The organism is Solirubrobacter phytolaccae, assembly GCF_027587195.1.
GTDB lineage: Bacteria > Actinomycetota > Thermoleophilia > Solirubrobacterales > Solirubrobacteraceae > Solirubrobacter > Solirubrobacter phytolaccae.
This window is the reverse complement of record NZ_JAPDDP010000022.1, coordinates 28,454-42,244: the sequence shown is the minus strand read 5'-3', so window position 1 is coordinate 42,244 and position 13,791 is coordinate 28,454. Positions and strand designations below refer to the sequence as shown.

At 69.4% G+C, this 13,791-nt stretch carries 14 protein-coding genes; 3 read left to right on the top strand and 11 right to left on the bottom strand.

Features of this window, described 5'->3' with window-relative positions; translation table 11 throughout:
* Position 1: 1 nt before the first annotated feature.
* Positions 2–703 (bottom strand): CARDB domain-containing protein, encoded by a 702-nt coding sequence (locus tag OJ997_RS14295; protein WP_270025793.1) that lies wholly within the window; start codon positions 701–703, stop codon positions 2–4.
* Between the two features lie 40 nt (positions 704–743).
* Here OJ997_RS14295 and OJ997_RS14290 point away from each other — a divergent pair, with 40 nt between their 5' ends.
* A complete protein-coding gene (locus tag OJ997_RS14290; protein WP_270025791.1) occupies positions 744–1,973 on the top strand; it encodes a Zn-dependent hydrolase in 1,230 nt (409 codons plus the stop codon).
* Here the strand turns inward: OJ997_RS14290 and OJ997_RS14285 are convergent.
* The gene (locus tag OJ997_RS14285; protein ID WP_270025790.1) at positions 1,937–2,941 is read right to left on the bottom strand and encodes a TIGR03842 family LLM class F420-dependent oxidoreductase; all 1,005 of its coding nucleotides are present in this window, start codon (positions 2,939–2,941) and stop codon (positions 1,937–1,939) included. The genes OJ997_RS14290 and OJ997_RS14285 overlap by 37 nt on opposite strands.
* Before the next feature lie 63 nt (positions 2,942–3,004).
* Between OJ997_RS14285 and OJ997_RS14280 the strand changes: the two genes are divergently transcribed.
* Positions 3,005–4,534: a hypothetical protein gene (locus tag OJ997_RS14280; RefSeq protein ID WP_270025789.1), complete on the top strand. Its 1,530-nt coding sequence runs from the start codon at positions 3,005–3,007 to the stop codon at positions 4,532–4,534.
* Here the strand turns inward: OJ997_RS14280 and hydA are convergent.
* Positions 4,531–5,910: a dihydropyrimidinase gene (hydA, locus tag OJ997_RS14275; protein WP_270025788.1), complete on the bottom strand. Its 1,380-nt coding sequence runs from the start codon at positions 5,908–5,910 to the stop codon at positions 4,531–4,533. The two genes, OJ997_RS14280 and hydA, sit on opposite strands and share 4 nt — an antisense overlap.
* Positions 5,911–5,930: 20 nt before the next feature.
* On the opposite strand from hydA, the gene OJ997_RS14270 reads away from it, so the two are divergent.
* Entirely contained in the window at positions 5,931–6,395 is a 465-nt protein-coding gene (locus OJ997_RS14270; RefSeq protein ID WP_270025787.1) for a DUF427 domain-containing protein, read from the top strand.
* Positions 6,396–6,565: 170 nt separating this feature from the next.
* Here OJ997_RS14270 and OJ997_RS14265 read toward each other — a convergent pair whose 3' ends face one another.
* The 8 genes from OJ997_RS14265 to OJ997_RS14230 all read right to left on the bottom strand — a co-directional run bounded on the left by OJ997_RS14265 (position 6,566) and on the right by OJ997_RS14230 (position 13,698).
* Complete coding sequence (locus tag OJ997_RS14265; RefSeq protein ID WP_270025786.1) at positions 6,566–7,270, bottom strand: hypothetical protein; 705 nt, start codon at positions 7,268–7,270, stop codon at positions 6,566–6,568.
* Between the two features lie 626 nt (positions 7,271–7,896).
* Positions 7,897–9,594, bottom strand: a complete 1,698-nt coding sequence (locus OJ997_RS37565; RefSeq protein WP_270025785.1) for an electron transfer flavoprotein-ubiquinone oxidoreductase — start codon at positions 9,592–9,594, stop codon at positions 7,897–7,899.
* The gene (locus tag OJ997_RS14255; RefSeq protein ID WP_270025784.1) at positions 9,594–10,565 is read right to left on the bottom strand and encodes an electron transfer flavoprotein subunit alpha/FixB family protein; all 972 of its coding nucleotides are present in this window, start codon (positions 10,563–10,565) and stop codon (positions 9,594–9,596) included. The genes OJ997_RS37565 and OJ997_RS14255 overlap by 1 nt, the downstream gene beginning before the upstream one ends.
* Positions 10,562–11,356 (bottom strand): electron transfer flavoprotein subunit beta/FixA family protein, encoded by a 795-nt coding sequence (locus OJ997_RS14250; protein ID WP_270025783.1) that lies wholly within the window; start codon positions 11,354–11,356, stop codon positions 10,562–10,564. Before OJ997_RS14250 ends, OJ997_RS14255 begins: the two co-directional genes overlap by 4 nt.
* Before the next feature lie 59 nt (positions 11,357–11,415).
* Positions 11,416–11,925, bottom strand: a complete 510-nt coding sequence (locus tag OJ997_RS14245) for a TetR/AcrR family transcriptional regulator (RefSeq protein WP_270025782.1) — start codon at positions 11,923–11,925, stop codon at positions 11,416–11,418.
* A gap of 100 nt (positions 11,926–12,025) precedes the next feature.
* On the bottom strand, positions 12,026–12,427 hold the full coding sequence (locus OJ997_RS14240) for a cobalamin B12-binding domain-containing protein (RefSeq protein ID WP_270025781.1): 402 nt from the start codon (positions 12,425–12,427) through the stop codon (positions 12,026–12,028).
* Positions 12,428–12,457: 30 nt separating this feature from the next.
* Positions 12,458–12,631 carry a DUF1059 domain-containing protein gene (locus OJ997_RS14235; RefSeq protein ID WP_270025780.1) on the bottom strand — a complete coding sequence of 58 codons (174 nt, stop codon included), beginning with the start codon at positions 12,629–12,631 and terminating at the stop codon, positions 12,458–12,460.
* A complete protein-coding gene (locus tag OJ997_RS14230) occupies positions 12,628–13,698 on the bottom strand; it encodes an EAL domain-containing protein (protein WP_270025779.1) in 1,071 nt (356 codons plus the stop codon). The genes OJ997_RS14235 and OJ997_RS14230 overlap by 4 nt, the downstream gene beginning before the upstream one ends.
* Between the last annotated feature and the right edge of the window lie 93 nt (positions 13,699–13,791).

Below are 13,791 nucleotides of genomic sequence, written 5' to 3'. Positions count from 1 at the left end.
GTCAGCAGGAGGCCGTGAGGGAGTCGTTCTCCTCGTTGGCCTCGTCCACTTCCGAGCGGGGGTCGACGACCGCCTCGAGCGCCTCGCCGTCCGTGCAGGCCGCGCCGGGCATGAACACGTCGATCGACTCGCCCGGCGCCAGTCCGGCGACCCGCGCGCTGCCCAGCGGGACGCCGCCGACGATGAAAGAGACGTCGAACGGGCCGGCGGCCGAGCGGCCCCGGTTGACGACCTGCGCGACGTAGCCCGCCGAGTCGTCGGCGACGTCGCGCAGGACCAGGTCCGGTCGCGAGTCGGGCACCTTGCAGACCGGCGACGTCGCGCGCTCGCTCTTGATCGTGCGCCCCTTGGCATTGCGCCAGCGGAAGTTCACCAGCGTGCGGTAGTTCGAGCCCGGCAGCAGCCCTTCGACCGTCTTGTCGTACGTGTACTTGGCGAAGCCGCCCGGGATGCTGATCCACTCGCCGAAGCCGTCGGCCTCGACCGTGCGCCACTTCGCGCCCGCGGCGGACACCTGCAGCGTGAACTTCAGCTGCATCTTGCTCTCGCGGAACGCGGCCATGCGCCCCTGGAAGACGGCCGTGCCGGCCTTCGGGTCGCAACTGCCCAGCGTGGCCTTGCCGAGCCCAGCGGCGTTCGCCGCCGGCGTGACCAGGCAGAACAGGGCAACGCAGAGCCCGATGATGCGCCTCCAGCGAATCATGCGAGCCACAAAACCCACGAACGTCGCGTAAGTTGCGCCTATGCCCTCCTACGACTGGGAACGTTCGCTCACTGACCTGAAGGAGCTCGCGGACTTGACCGGCGGGCCCGAAGGCGCGCGCCGGCTCGCCTGGAGCGAGGACTGGCGCACCGCGCGCGAGTGGCTGCTCAAGAAGCTCGAGGAGACCGACGCGTCGGTGGAGCGCGACGTCGCCGGGAACCTGTGGGCGACGGTCCCCGGCGAGAGCGAGAAGATCGTCGTGGTCGGCTCGCACATCGACGCCGTCCCGCACGGCGGCTGGCTGGACGGCTGCCTGGGCGTGTGCGCCGCGCTCGAGGTGCTGCGCGCGCACAAGGGCGAGACGCCGAAGGTGACGCTGAAGCTGATCGACTGGGCCGACGAGGAGGGCGCGCGCTTCGGACGCTCCCTGCTGGGTTCGAGCGCCGCCGCCGGCACGCTCGTGCCCGACGAGGTGCGCCACCTCAAGGACGCGCAGGGCATCACGCTCCCGGACGCGCTGGCCGAGAACGGCGTCGACCTGGACACGATGGGCGAGGCGGAGCTGCCGGAGATCGCCGCCTACCTGGAGCTCCACATCGAGCAGGGTCCGCGGCTGGAGGAGGCCGGCAAGCCCGCCGCGGCGGTGATCGGCTGCTTCGGCGTCGAGCGCCACAGCATCACCTTCACCGGCAAGGCCAGCCACGCGGGTTCGACCCCGATGAACCTGCGCCGCGACGCCTTCCTGGCCGCGGCCCGGTTCGGCCTGGCGGCGCGGGAGAGCGCGATCGAGCGCGGCGGCGTGGCCACGATCGGCACCGTCACCGCCGAGCCCGGCATCCCGACGATCATCAACCAGCGCTGCGAGGTCACGCTCGACCAGCGCGCGTTCACGCCCGAGCAGTTGAAGGACATGCTCGCCGATGTGAAGGCCGCGGCCGACCGGATCGCGGACGAGGACGGCGTGAGCGTCGAGTGGAAGCGGATCTGGCAGATCGACCCGATCCCGTTCGACTCGCGGCTGGTCGACCTCGCCGCGCAGGCCGTCGGCGAGATCACCGGCGACGAGGACCCGCCACGGCTGCCATCCGGCGCGCTGCACGACGCCGCCGAGGTCGCCCGCCGCTACCCGACCGTGATGGTGTTCTCGTCCAGCATCGACGGCGTCAGCCACAACCCGACCGAGGACACCAAGGAGGAAGACCTGCGCGTCGCCCTCCGGGCCTACGGCCGGCTCTACGACTTGACCGCGGGGATGATCTCCGAGCCGTAGGCCTCGAGCGTCTCGTCCTGGCCCTCGGTCATCAGGTAGACGATCCACTCGTCGACGCCGATCGCCTCCAGGCCTTTCAGGCGCTCCACGACCTGAGAGGCCGAGCCGATCACGGTGAAGCGATCGCAGATCTCGTCGCTGACGAACGAGCCGTGCGCCGCGCCCACGCGCGAGTGGTCCTTGTAGTCGTAGGCGTCGCGCTGCTTGATGTAGTCCGTGAGCTCGCGCGGGATGTCGGACGTCTCGCCGTGCACGCGGATGATGTCGGCGACGTGGTTGCCGACCATCGCCGGGAACCAGCGCACCTCGTCGCGCGCCTGGGCGATGTCGTCGGTGACCTTCGACGGCGCGCACACCAGGCAGCGCAGCGCGGCCGGATCACGCCCGGCCTCCTCGGCCGCGCGTCGCGCCGTGGCCATCGTCCACTCGATGATCGCGGGGTCGGCGAGCTGGATGATCACGCCGTCCGCCACCCGCCCGGCGACGCCCAGCGCGCGCGGCCCGTACGCGGCGACGTAGAGCGGGATCTCCGGCTTGTCCTGCGCCCACTTGAGCTGGATCTCCGTGCCCTCCCAGTCCACCGGGCGGCCGTTCATGAAGTTCTTGATCATCGCGCAGCGCTGCTCGAACATCGCGATCGGCGTGGGCTTGCGCCCCATCACGCGCACGGCGCTGTCGCCGCGGCCGATCCCCATGACCATGCGGCCGCCGGAGATGTCCTGCAGGGTCGCGTGGGCGGAGGCCGTCACGGCCGGCTCGCGCGTGACCGGGTTGGTCACGCACATGCCGATCCGCATGGTCGACGTGCGGTCGGCGAGCAGCGTGATGAGCGGGTACGGCTCCTGCCAGAGGATCGGGGAGTCGTAGGTCCAGCCCGAGTCGAAGCCCAGTGACTCGGCCTTCACGACGAGGTCGACGAGCCGCTGGAACGGCGGATCGGGCAGAACGGTGACACCGAAATCGAGCACCGCCGGACCGTACTAGACGAAGGTCGCGGGCGGTGCCCCAGCCGCCTCGCGACGATCACCGGCGTGGCCCACTTGCTCAAGGTTCTCGCCGTGCTCCTCGCCGGCCTCGTCTTCGCTGCCCCGGCGTCGGCCGGGACGATCAACGTCTCGGCGTCGATCTCGGGCGCCGGCTCGATCACCAGCGGCTCGGGTGGCTGCGCGCGGTCCGGAGTGACCAACGGGACGCTCACGCCGTGCGGAACCATCGTCGGGAACACGATCCTCGTGCTCAACGCCACACCGACCGGCAACGGGACCTTCACGCGCTGGGACGGCACCGGCTGCGCGGGGCAGGGCAGTCAGTGCGTGATGGTCGACGGCTCCGCGGGCTCGTCCTCGTTCGCGCCGCGCGCGGTCTTCACGGACTCCACCGGGCCGACGCTCGGCGCGCCCGTCGCCACGCTCTCCACCGTCACCGACCGCACGGTCACGGTGTCCTGGACGACGGACGAGACGCTGACCGCCGCCGAGTGCGTGATCGACGGCACCGCCCGCCCCTGCTCCGGCCTGGGCTCGCACACCGCGACGCTCGCGGAAGGCGCGCATACCTTTCGCGTCCGCGGCTTCGACATCAACGGCACCCCCGGCGCGCTGACGACGGCGATCTCGTTCCGGATCCTCGACACGGCGCTGGTGAGCACGCCCGCCGCGAGCTCCAACGACAAGAACCCGACGTTCGTGTTCTCGTCGGTGACCGGCCTCTCGTTCGACTGCAGGCTCGACCTGCCCGCCTTCGCGGGCTGCGGGAACAAGAACCCGGGCGACAATCGCGGCTCGATCACGCTGTCGAACCTGGCCGACGGCACGCACACGTTCCGCGTGCGGGCTCGCGACAACACGGAGCTGGACGCCGTGCCCGCGATCTACACCTGGACGGTCGACACGGTCGCGCCGACCGCCACGCTCGGCGCGGCCGGCCCGGGCGAAGGCGCGCTGCAGGCCGTCAACCGCGAGACGTTCGTCTTCTCCTCCAGCGAGGTCGGGACGTTCGAGTGCCAGCTCGACAGCGCCGGCTTCGCGCCCTGCGCGTCCGGCATCACGCTCGAGAACCTGAGCGCCGCCCCGCACCGCTTCGAGGTCCGCGCCGTCGACGCCGCCGGCAACGTCGGCGCCGCCGTCGCGCGCAACTGGGTCGTCTTCGCCTTCCCGGCCGCCGCCCCGACCCCGCCGGTCGTGGTGAACCCCGCGCCGAAGACCGAGCAGGTCCTCGTCACGCTCGCGTTCTTCGTCAAGGCCGGCAAGAGGACGACGAAGTTCTCGTCGCTGCAGGTCAAGAACGTGCCGCTCGACGCGACCGTCAAGGTCACGTGCGCCGGCAAGGGCTGCCCCTCGGGTCTGAAGGGCAAGGGCTTCACCAAGACCAAGGCGTTCGGAACCGTGACGCTCGCGAAGTTCATCAAGAAGCCGCTCAGGGCGGGCGACAAGATCACGGTCACGGTGTCCAAGCCGAACGCGATCGCCGCGGTCAAGGTCCTCACCGTCCGGGCGGGCAAGAAGCCGCTGATCGCGACCCGGTGCGTGCCGCCCGGAACGGCGAAGCCGGTGACCTGCTAACCCATCGCGGGCTCGAACAGGGAGCGCTTGAGGAAGCGGCCGCGGCCGGGCTCGGAGATGATCTTGCCGTCCGCGTAGACCGTCTCGCCGCGAGAGAGGGTGAAGCGCGGCTTGCCCTGCACCTCCCAGCCCTCGAACGGGTCGTAGTCGACGTTCATGACGTGCGTCTCGGCGCTGATCGTGTGCTTGACCTCGGGGTCGAAGACGACGATGTCGGCGTCGAAGCCCGGGGCGATCGCGCCCTTCTTGTCGAGGCCGAAGATCCGCGCCGGGCCCCACGACCCGTGGCGGACGACGTCGACGATGTCCATGTGACCGCCGCGCACGGAGCGGTCGTAGAGCAGCGTCAGCCGGTGCTCGATCGCCGGGAGCCCGTTCGGGATCTTCGTGAAGTCGCCGAGCCCGAGCTCCTTCTGCTCCTTGAAGTTGAACGGGCAGTGGTCGGTGCTGATGCCCTGGAGCGCGCCCTGGCGCAGCGCCTGGTAGAGCACGTGCTGGTTGTAGGCCTCGCGCAGCGGCGGCGAGCAGACGTACTTGGCGCCCTCGAAGCCCGGCCGGTCCAGGTCGTCGACGGTCAGGTAGAGGTACTGGATGCAGGTCTCGCCGAAGATGGGAAGCCCTCGGTCGCGCGCGGCCTGGATCTCCTTCACCGCCTCCTCGCACGTGACGTGCACGACGAAGAGCGGCCGGCCGGTCCACTCGGCGAGCCGGATGGCGCGTGACGTCGCCTCGCCCTCGACCTCCGGCGGCCGCGTGGACGCGTGGAACTTCGGGTCGGTGTCCCCGGCCTCGAGCGCCTCCTTCTGGTAGCGCACGACGGCGTCGCCGTTCTCGCAGTGCACCATCACGAGCCCGCCGGTCTTCCCGGTCTGCTCGAGCACGGCGATGAACTGCTCGTCGTCGACCATCAGCGCGCCCTTGTAGGCCATGAAGACCTTGAAGGACGTCACGCCGTCGGCCACGCACTGCTCCATCTCGGCCACGACCTCGGGCCGCGCGTCGGTGATCGCGCAGTGGAAGCCGTAGTCGATGTGCGCCGCGCCGTCGGCGCGGCCGTGCCACTCCGCCAGCGCGTCCTTGAGCGACCCGCCGACGTACTGGATGCAGAAGTCGACGATCGACGTCGTCCCGCCCGCGGCGGCCGCCGCGGTGCCCGTCGTGTAGTCGTCGCAACTCCACGTGCCGCCGAACGGCATCGAGAGGTGCGTGTGGTTGTCGACCAAGCCCGGCAGCACGAGGCAGCCGGAGGCGTCGATCTCCTCGTCGCCGGAAAGGCCGGTGCCGACCGCCACGATCGTCTCTCCATCGATCAGGACGTCGGCGTCGAACGCGTCGGTCGCGGTGACCACGCGCCCCCCGCGGATGAGCCGTGTCATCGGCCGAAGCGTACTGGTGGATGATGGAACGTGTTTGGGACTACCCGCGGCCGCCGGCGGTCGAGCCCTGCGCACGACGCGCACGGGTCGAGCTGGGCGGCGAGACGATCGCGGACTCCACGCGCGCGCTGCGCGTGCTGGAGACGAGCCACCCGCCGGTGATCTACATCCCGCCCCACGACGTCGTGGACGGCTGGCTGGTGCGCAGCCACTCCCGCACCAGCTGGTGTGAGTTCAAGGGCCGCGCGCACTACTTCTACGCCGTCGACCGCCCGGACGCCAAACCGGTCGCGTGGACCTACCTCAGCCCGACCCCGGGCTACGAGGCGCTCAAGGACCACATCGCCTTTTACCCGGGCCGGGTGGACGCCGCGTACCTCGACGACGAGCGCATCGAAGCGCAGGAGAGCGACTTCTACGGCGGCTGGATCACCAGCGACCTGGTGGGCCCGTTCAAGGGCCCAGCAGGCACGCTCGGCTGGTGACACACCTGCGATTCATCCTGTGTCTTCGCGTTGGTGACCTTCGAGCACGTCGAGAGTCGAGGCGACTCTCGTGGAGCGCCGACGCCGGTCGTCGCAGCGAGCACCCCGCCTCGTCGATCCGTCGCATCGCGTACGTCGCGGTACGACTGGCGACGGCGATCGCCCGGAGCCTAGGTTGTCGGGCCCAGCAGGGCTCCCGGAGGGATCATCGCCAACTCCGGCAGCAGCTGAGGCATCGCCATGAAATTGGTCGTATCAAACGTGAAATGGGCCGGCCAGTCGACCGCCTCACGCAAAGGGCCAACCTCTACCCACGCATTGCCGAGATGACCGATTTCCAGCGCCTGAACTAGCCCGGCGTCGCGCGATCCCATGACCATCAGCGTCAGACGATCGAAGGCGACCAATGAAGTGAACATCCGGGCGTGCCGACCACGGTGTGCAATCTTGCCGCCGAAAGCGTGCTGGAACGCCCCTAGAGCCTGTACACGACCTGCCCAAACACGCACGGTGGATGGGAGCGTGGACGACCGCCGAAACTGCGGGTATAGCTCGGCCGGGACAACCCGGTTCACCAGAGGCTCCAAGGCCTGAAACATGAGTGCTGTCTTCGCGCCCCATCGGGCCAGAACCGCCGCCTCAGCAGGTCGAAGAGTCTGCGGTGTTCCTCGCATCAGCGATGTCACCAGCGTCTGCGCATCGACCTCGAGAGCCGACATCCAGCCGTTGTTGCAGCTCTCGCAAACAACCTTGGCCTTGAAGTCAGGCCGAACCGCACTCCATTGAAGGGTAGGACTATCGGCTCCGTAGTCCGTGTACTCGTGATCGAGCTTCCCGGCCCCGTGCAGCGAGTGCATCATCCACTTCGGAATCACGTGCTCGAGGGTGAGTGGCCCCTCCCTGCCGCACCACCAGCACGTACGCCGAGACGTGGGCGGCGCGATCGCGCCCGAGAAGTTCGATCCTCCCGGCAGCGATGAAGCGAGAGGAGCGCTCGCCTGGCGACGAGCCACTGCGAGTGCCTTCTGATACGGGATACGCAACTCCCTTTGGAGCCTCCGCGCATCGCGTTGCAACTGTCGATTCGGGCCTCTTGACACAATGACCTCCGAGAACGACGCCCATGCCACGTCATCGTTGATCACCGTGCTGATGGCGCGCGGGCGTCGTTGCCGCTTCTCCGCGTAACCGCCGCGGGCATGGGCCGCGACATCGCTGGAACGCCTCCGCAGGCGCATCTCCGAAGGTACCTCACCGGAGGCGCTCCAGCAAGTTACTCCCGACCGGTGTGACTGATGCCGAGGGTTCGAATCCAACGATGACATACGCGCGCGAACTGCTCACTTGCTTGGTGAAGGCGATGGGCCGGTTGTTTACCACGCCAACACGAAGGCCCGGCGTCGGGCGTGCCGATCACTCGCGGCGAATAGACGCAGCCGGTCGCGCTGCAGTCAACCAGTGAAGGCGCGCCGCCCACAATGGCGCGGCGGCGCAAACGCTGTCAGGTGATCTGGTAGACGGGACCGTCTCCGCCCTCAGGGGGCGTCAGGCGGCCGCCCTTGGCGGTGATGGCGCCGCACTGGACGCAGTTGGAGGGGTTGACGATCAGGTCGACCATCCCCTCCTCCGGTGCGTCCTCCGGCACCTCATAGACGCCGGCCGGGCACATGTAGGTCCAGGCGTCGGCGACCTCACGCGGGACGCGCTGCTGGAGCTTGATGTGCGACGGCGCGTCGTCACGGGTGGCGTTGCCGGTGAGGAAGACGCCGCTCAGCTTGTCGAACGTGTACTTGCCGTCCGGCTTCGGGTAGCGCTCCTCGCGGCCCGAGTAGCGCAGCGGCGCCTCCGAGTCGCGGTGCGTCGCCCAGTGGCCGCCCGGGAAGCGGCCCTTGGTCAGGACCATCGCGTTCGTGAGCGCGCCGCCGACGACCAGGCCCTTGCCGAACGGCTGCTTCATGTTGCGCGACTCGTAGAGCTCCTGGCCCATCTTGGACTTGTAGACCGCGTCCTCGTAGCCCTTGAAGTCCGACGAGCCGTCCTTGAGCTGGCGGTAGATCGTCTCCGCGGCCAGGCGGCCCGACTCGATCGCGTAGTGGATGCCCTTGAGCTTGGGCACGTTGACCATGCCGCCCGCGTCACCGGCGATGACCATGCCCGGCGCGTGCAGCTTGGGCATCGCCCAGTAGCCGCCCTCGGGGATCGCCTTCGCGCCCCAGGCGACGCGCTTGCCGTCACCGAGGATCTTCTTGACGAGCGGGTGGAGCTTGAACTCCTGCAGCACGTCGTGGACGGAGAAGCGCGCGTCGGTCCAGTCCAGGCCGGTGACGAAGCCGATCGAGACCTTCGGCGTCTCGCCCTCGCGGTTCATGCCGTAGATCCAGGAGCCGCCGAACTCCTTCCACTTGGCGCCCGCGCGCAGCGGCCAGCCGAGCGTGTGGACGACCTTCTCGAACGGCTGCTCGATCTCCCAGACCTCTTTGACGCCGAGCGCCCACACCTGCGGGTCCTTCGGCGCGAGGTCCAGCGCCTTCAGCGCCGCGCCGGTGAGGTGACCCCAGCAGCCCTCGGCGAGCACCGTGGCCTGGGCCATGACGTCGCTGCCCGGCTCGAAGTTGCCCTTCTCACCGCCGGCCTTGTCGCGGCCCTTGTCGCCCGTGCGGACGCCGACGACCTTGCCCTCGTCCACGAGGAGCTTCTGGCCCGTGGTCTCGGTGAGGATGTAGGCGCCCATCTCCTCTGCCTTCTCGCCCAGCCAGCGGTTGAGCTCGGCGACGGAGACCACGTAGTTCCCGTGGTTCTTGAACGGCGGCGGCGTCGGCTTGAGCGGGATCGCGCGCTTGCGATTCGGCATGAAGTACACCGTCTCGCGCTTGACCTCGCCGTAGTGCGGCCACGAGTCGTCGTCCGGGAGCAGCTCCCGGATCGCGCTCGGGTTCATCACGCCCCCGGAGAGCTGGTGCGCCCCCGCGACCCGCCCCTTCTCGATCACGGCCACCGGCACCTCGCCGAGGCGCTCGGTCAGCTCCTCGTCGTCGGCCAGCAGCTGCAGCAGGCGGATCGCGCAGGCCAGCCCGGCCTGCCCGCCGCCGACGATCGCGACGCCGACCTCGATGCGCTCATCCGGGTCGTCCGTCGGCGGGCCGACGAACTCCGCCGCCGAGTCGACCGGCGGCGGGAACTCGATCGGGGCGTGAGCCACTAGGACCCCTTCTTCGCCTTCACGGCCTCGGTGAGCTTGGGCACGATCTTGTTGAGGTCGCCGACGATGCCGAGGTCGGAGAACTCGAAGATCGGGGCGTTGGAGTCCTTGTTGATGGCGACGATGTTCTCGCTCGCCTGCATGCCGACCTTGTGCTGGATCGCACCGGAGATGCCCGCCGCGAGGTAGAGCTTCGGCGACACGGTCTTGCCCGTCTGGCCGATCTGCGCGGAGTACGAGTACCAGCCCGCGTCGACCACCGCGCGCGTCGCCGCGACGGCACCGCCGAGCGCGCCGGCCAGCTCCTCGAGCGCGTCGAAGCCTTCCTTCTTGCCCAGGCCGCGGCCACCGGCGACGAGGATGTTCGCGTCCTCGATGTTCACGTCGGCGCCACGCTGCTCGCCGCGCTGGACCATCTTCGCCTTCAGCGAGTGCGCCTTGAACTCGACGGCGAGGTCCTCGACCGTGGCGGTGCCGCCGGTCTCCTTGATCTCGAACGCGTTGAGGCGGCTGATGATCACGCCGACGCCCGAGCGGTAGTGGACGGACGAGATCTGCGAGTCCTGCAGGATCGGCCGCTCGGCGACGAGCTTGCCGTCCTCCACGCGGACGTTCGTGACCTCCATGCAGACGCCGGCGTCCAGGCGCGCGGCGAGGCCGGCGCCGATCTCGAAGCCGAGCAGGCCGCCGCCGAACAGCGCGTACTCGTGCCCACCCGCGGCGATCGCGGCTTCCATGGCGTCGATGACCGGCTGCGCGAGGCCCTCGGGCCCTTCGACGCGGAAGACCTTCGACGCGCCGTACTTGCCCAGCTGCGCCGCGAGGTCGTCGCTGACGCCCTCGCCGATGACGATCGCGTGGCACTCGGTGCCGAGCTCGGCCGCAAGGCGCGCGCCCTCGGAGACGGCGCCGAGCGAGTTCTTGTTGAACGCGCCCTCGTAGTGGAGCGCGTAGACCAGGATCCCACTCATGCCAGAAGCTTCCTCTCGTCCAGCCACGCGACGATCTTCTCGACCGTCTCGTTGGTGTCCTCGTCCTCGATGATCTGGCCCGCGGCCTTGGCCGGCGGGGCGGCGAAGTCGCTGCAGTGGGCGCGCGCGTTGTCGTAGCCGACGCGGTCGGCCTCGATGCCGACCTCGCCCGCCGCCTTGGTCTCCAGCGGCTTCTTCTTGGCGCCCATGATCGCCTTCAGCGACGGGTAGCGCGGCTCGTTGATCGCGTCACCGACGGAGATCACGGCCGGCAGCTCCACCAGCACGGTGTCGTAGCCGTACTCGGCCTGACGCTCGCAGCGCAGCGCACCGTCCTCGACGTCGATCTTGATCACCTGCGTGAGCGACGGCATCGCCAGGTGGTCGGCGACGACGGCGCCGATCGTGTAGCACTCGCCGTCATCGGACTGCTGGCCGAGCAGCACCAGGTCCGGCGACTCGGAGGCGAGCACCTGCGCGAGCGCGTAGCCCGTGCCGTTGACGTCCGAGCCGGCCAGCGCCTCGTCGCTCAGGTGCACGGAGCGATCCGCGCCCAGCGACACCGCCTTGGTGAGCGCGCGCTTGGCGCTCTCCGGGCCCATCGTGACCGCCACCACCTCGTCGACCGAGAGGGCACCGCCCTCCTTGAGCTGCATGGCCGCCTCGATGGCGTGCGTGTCGAACGGGTTGAGGTTCTTCTCCCCGCCTCTGTCCAGCCGCCCCGTCGAGGGGTTGATGCGCTTCTCGACGGCGGCGTCCGGCACCTCTTTGACCAGGACGCAGATCTTCACAGGGTCAACTCCTAGGAACTCAGACGATCGGAGGCCATCGTAGCCAATTGACTGACCAGTCAATCCAGTGGTTCGGCCAGGTCCAACAAACGTTGGAGTACCCGCTCACGCAACTCACCTGTCGGAGGTCCCATGCCGAGGAGCTCGGCGAGCCAGAGCCCGTCGGCGGCGAGCCGCGCGACGGTGGCGTCGACTGGATCACGCCCTTCGCGCTGGACGCGATCCTGCCAGATGCCGTACTGGTCGCGCACCGCGACCAGCAACGAGGGATCGGCGACGAGCGCGGCCAGCATCCCGAGCTCGTGCTCATCAGGAGTGCTGGCCTTGATGTAGCCGCGCACGAAGGCCTCGTCGGCCTCTTCCATCTCGGCGCCGAACTGGCTGAGCCAGCGGTCCACCATGGCCTGGACGAGGTCGTTCTTGGACTTGAAGTGGTAGAGCAGCCCGCCCTTGGAGACCGAGGCCTCCTTGGCGACGGCGTCGAGCGTCAGCGCCTGCGCACCGTCGCGATGGACGACGGTGCCGGCGGCGTCGAGGAGGCGGTCCCTAGTTCCGGTCGTGGGAGTCATTGACTCCCAGCAAGGCTAAGGAGCCGACGATGGACGAGAAGGCGGCAGCAGCGATCTTGATGGTCTTCATGCCACCACTGTACCGTCTGGACGGTACAGTTCAAGTGCGCTCGCGCACAGTGGACTCGATGAAGTCGATGATCGTCTGCGTCGGCGCGCCCGGCGTGAACACCTCGGCCACGCCGAGCTTCTTGAGCTCCGGGATGTCCTGGTTGGGGATCGTGCCCCCGACGGTGACGACGACGTCGCCCGCCTCCTGCTCGCGCAGCAGCTCGATGATGCGCGGGACGAGCGTCATGTGGGCGCCGGACAGGATCGAGAGGCCGACGGCGTCGGCGTCCTCCTGCAGCACCGTCTCGACGATCTGCTCAGGGGTCTGATGGAGGCCGGTGTAGATGACCTCCATGCCCGCGTCCCGTAATGCGCGCGCGATGATCTTCGCGCCGCGATCGTGGCCGTCGAGACCGGGTTTGGCCACGACGACGCGAATTTTGCGTGCCATGGCCGTGCACCGTAGTACGAGGAGTTCCTCCTATGCGCTGCGGATGTGCGAGCGCACCGCGCCGACCAGCTCGTCCGGGATCTCCGTGAGGCCGTGGTCGTGACGGGCGTGGTGGGCGACCTGGGCGAGGATCTCGCCGTCGTCGGCGCCGCGGAAGGTGGCGGTGCAGCCGGGGACGACGGCGCCGCAGGAGAACGACTTCATGGGTGGGTCCTTTCGGTGGAGGCCAGATGGCGGACGAGTTGCTCGAACGGGAGCAGCCCGATCAGGCGGCCCCGTTCGTCGATGCAGCAGATGGGGTCGAAGCGCTCGACGCTCGTGCGGGTGAGCGCGCGTTGCGCGACGTCGGCGGGCTGATCGGTGACCAGCGCCGTCATCGGCAGGCGCACCTCACGGCCCTGCGTGAGCAGCGCGGCGGGGCGCAGCAGGCGGTCGACGACGACCGCCGCCTCGCTGCCCGCCGGCGGATGCTCACCGTCGCCGAGTACCGGGAAGGCGGTGCACAGCAGCGCGCTGAGCGCGTCGGGCGCCGCGGGCGCGCCCGGGACGCGCAGGCCGGCGTGCATGTCGGCGGCGGGGCGGCCGAGGCCGAAGCCCTGCGCCAGCGGCACGCCCATCGCGGCCAGGACCTCGCGCTCGCCGTCGCGCTCGATGCCCTCGGCGAGCAGCCACGCGTCCAGCCGGCCGGCAAGGACCCCGAACGTCTCGACCAGCGCGTGCTTGGCGGGATCGCGATCCACGTCCATGACCAGCGCCCGGTCGAGCTTCACGAAGTCCGGGCGGATCTGCATGACGTGGTTGAGGCTCGCGTAGCCCGCCCCCGCGTCGTCGACGGCGATCATCGCGCCCGCATCCCGCAGCACCGAGAGCGCGCGCAGCAGCGCGTCGTAGTCCTCGACCGGCGCGGCCTCGGTGACCTCGACCACGATCCGGCTGAGGTCCTGCCCGGCGAGCACGGCCCCGACGGTGTCCGACAGCAGCGCGTCCGGGCCGACGTTGACGGCGAGGAAGCAGTTCTCGGGCAGGCGGTGGCGCGCTTCCAGCCCGCGGGCGATCAGCGCGGCCTCGAGCTGGTGACCGATCCCGAGCTGGGCGGCCGCGGCGAACCACTTGTCCGGCGCGGCCTGCAGCTCGGAGTCGAAGCGGGCGAGCATCTCGAACCCGCAGACCACTCCGCGCTGGAGGTCGAAGATCGGCTGGAAGACCGGGCGGATGCGCTCGGGCTGATCCAGCACTGCAGGCACTGCGGTGCGCCACTCGGGTACGGCCATGGTCGCTGCCACCTTCTGGTGGATCGGCACCGCTGAGCGAAAACCTCAGTCAAGAGTTGATCAAGGGACAGCGAGTCGACAAGCTTGGCGCGC

Coding starts and splice junctions, on each gene's coding strand:
- OJ997_RS14295 (WP_270025793.1), bottom strand. CDS start 703: ATGATTCGCTGGAGGCGCATCATCGGGCTCTGCGTTGCCCTGTTCTGC.
- OJ997_RS14290 (WP_270025791.1), top strand. CDS start 744: ATGCCCTCCTACGACTGGGAACGTTCGCTCACTGACCTGAAGGAGCTC.
- hydA (WP_270025788.1), bottom strand. CDS start 5,910: ATGACACGGCTCATCCGCGGGGGGCGCGTGGTCACCGCGACCGACGCG.
- OJ997_RS14270 (WP_270025787.1), top strand. CDS start 5,931: ATGATGGAACGTGTTTGGGACTACCCGCGGCCGCCGGCGGTCGAGCCC.
- OJ997_RS14255 (WP_270025784.1), bottom strand. CDS start 10,565: ATGAGTGGGATCCTGGTCTACGCGCTCCACTACGAGGGCGCGTTCAAC.
- OJ997_RS14245 (WP_270025782.1), bottom strand. CDS start 11,925: ATGACTCCCACGACCGGAACTAGGGACCGCCTCCTCGACGCCGCCGGC.
- OJ997_RS14240 (WP_270025781.1), bottom strand. CDS start 12,427: ATGGCACGCAAAATTCGCGTCGTCGTGGCCAAACCCGGTCTCGACGGC.
- OJ997_RS14235 (WP_270025780.1), bottom strand. CDS start 12,631: ATGAAGTCGTTCTCCTGCGGCGCCGTCGTCCCCGGCTGCACCGCCACC.
- OJ997_RS14230 (WP_270025779.1), bottom strand. CDS start 13,698: ATGGCCGTACCCGAGTGGCGCACCGCAGTGCCTGCAGTGCTGGATCAG.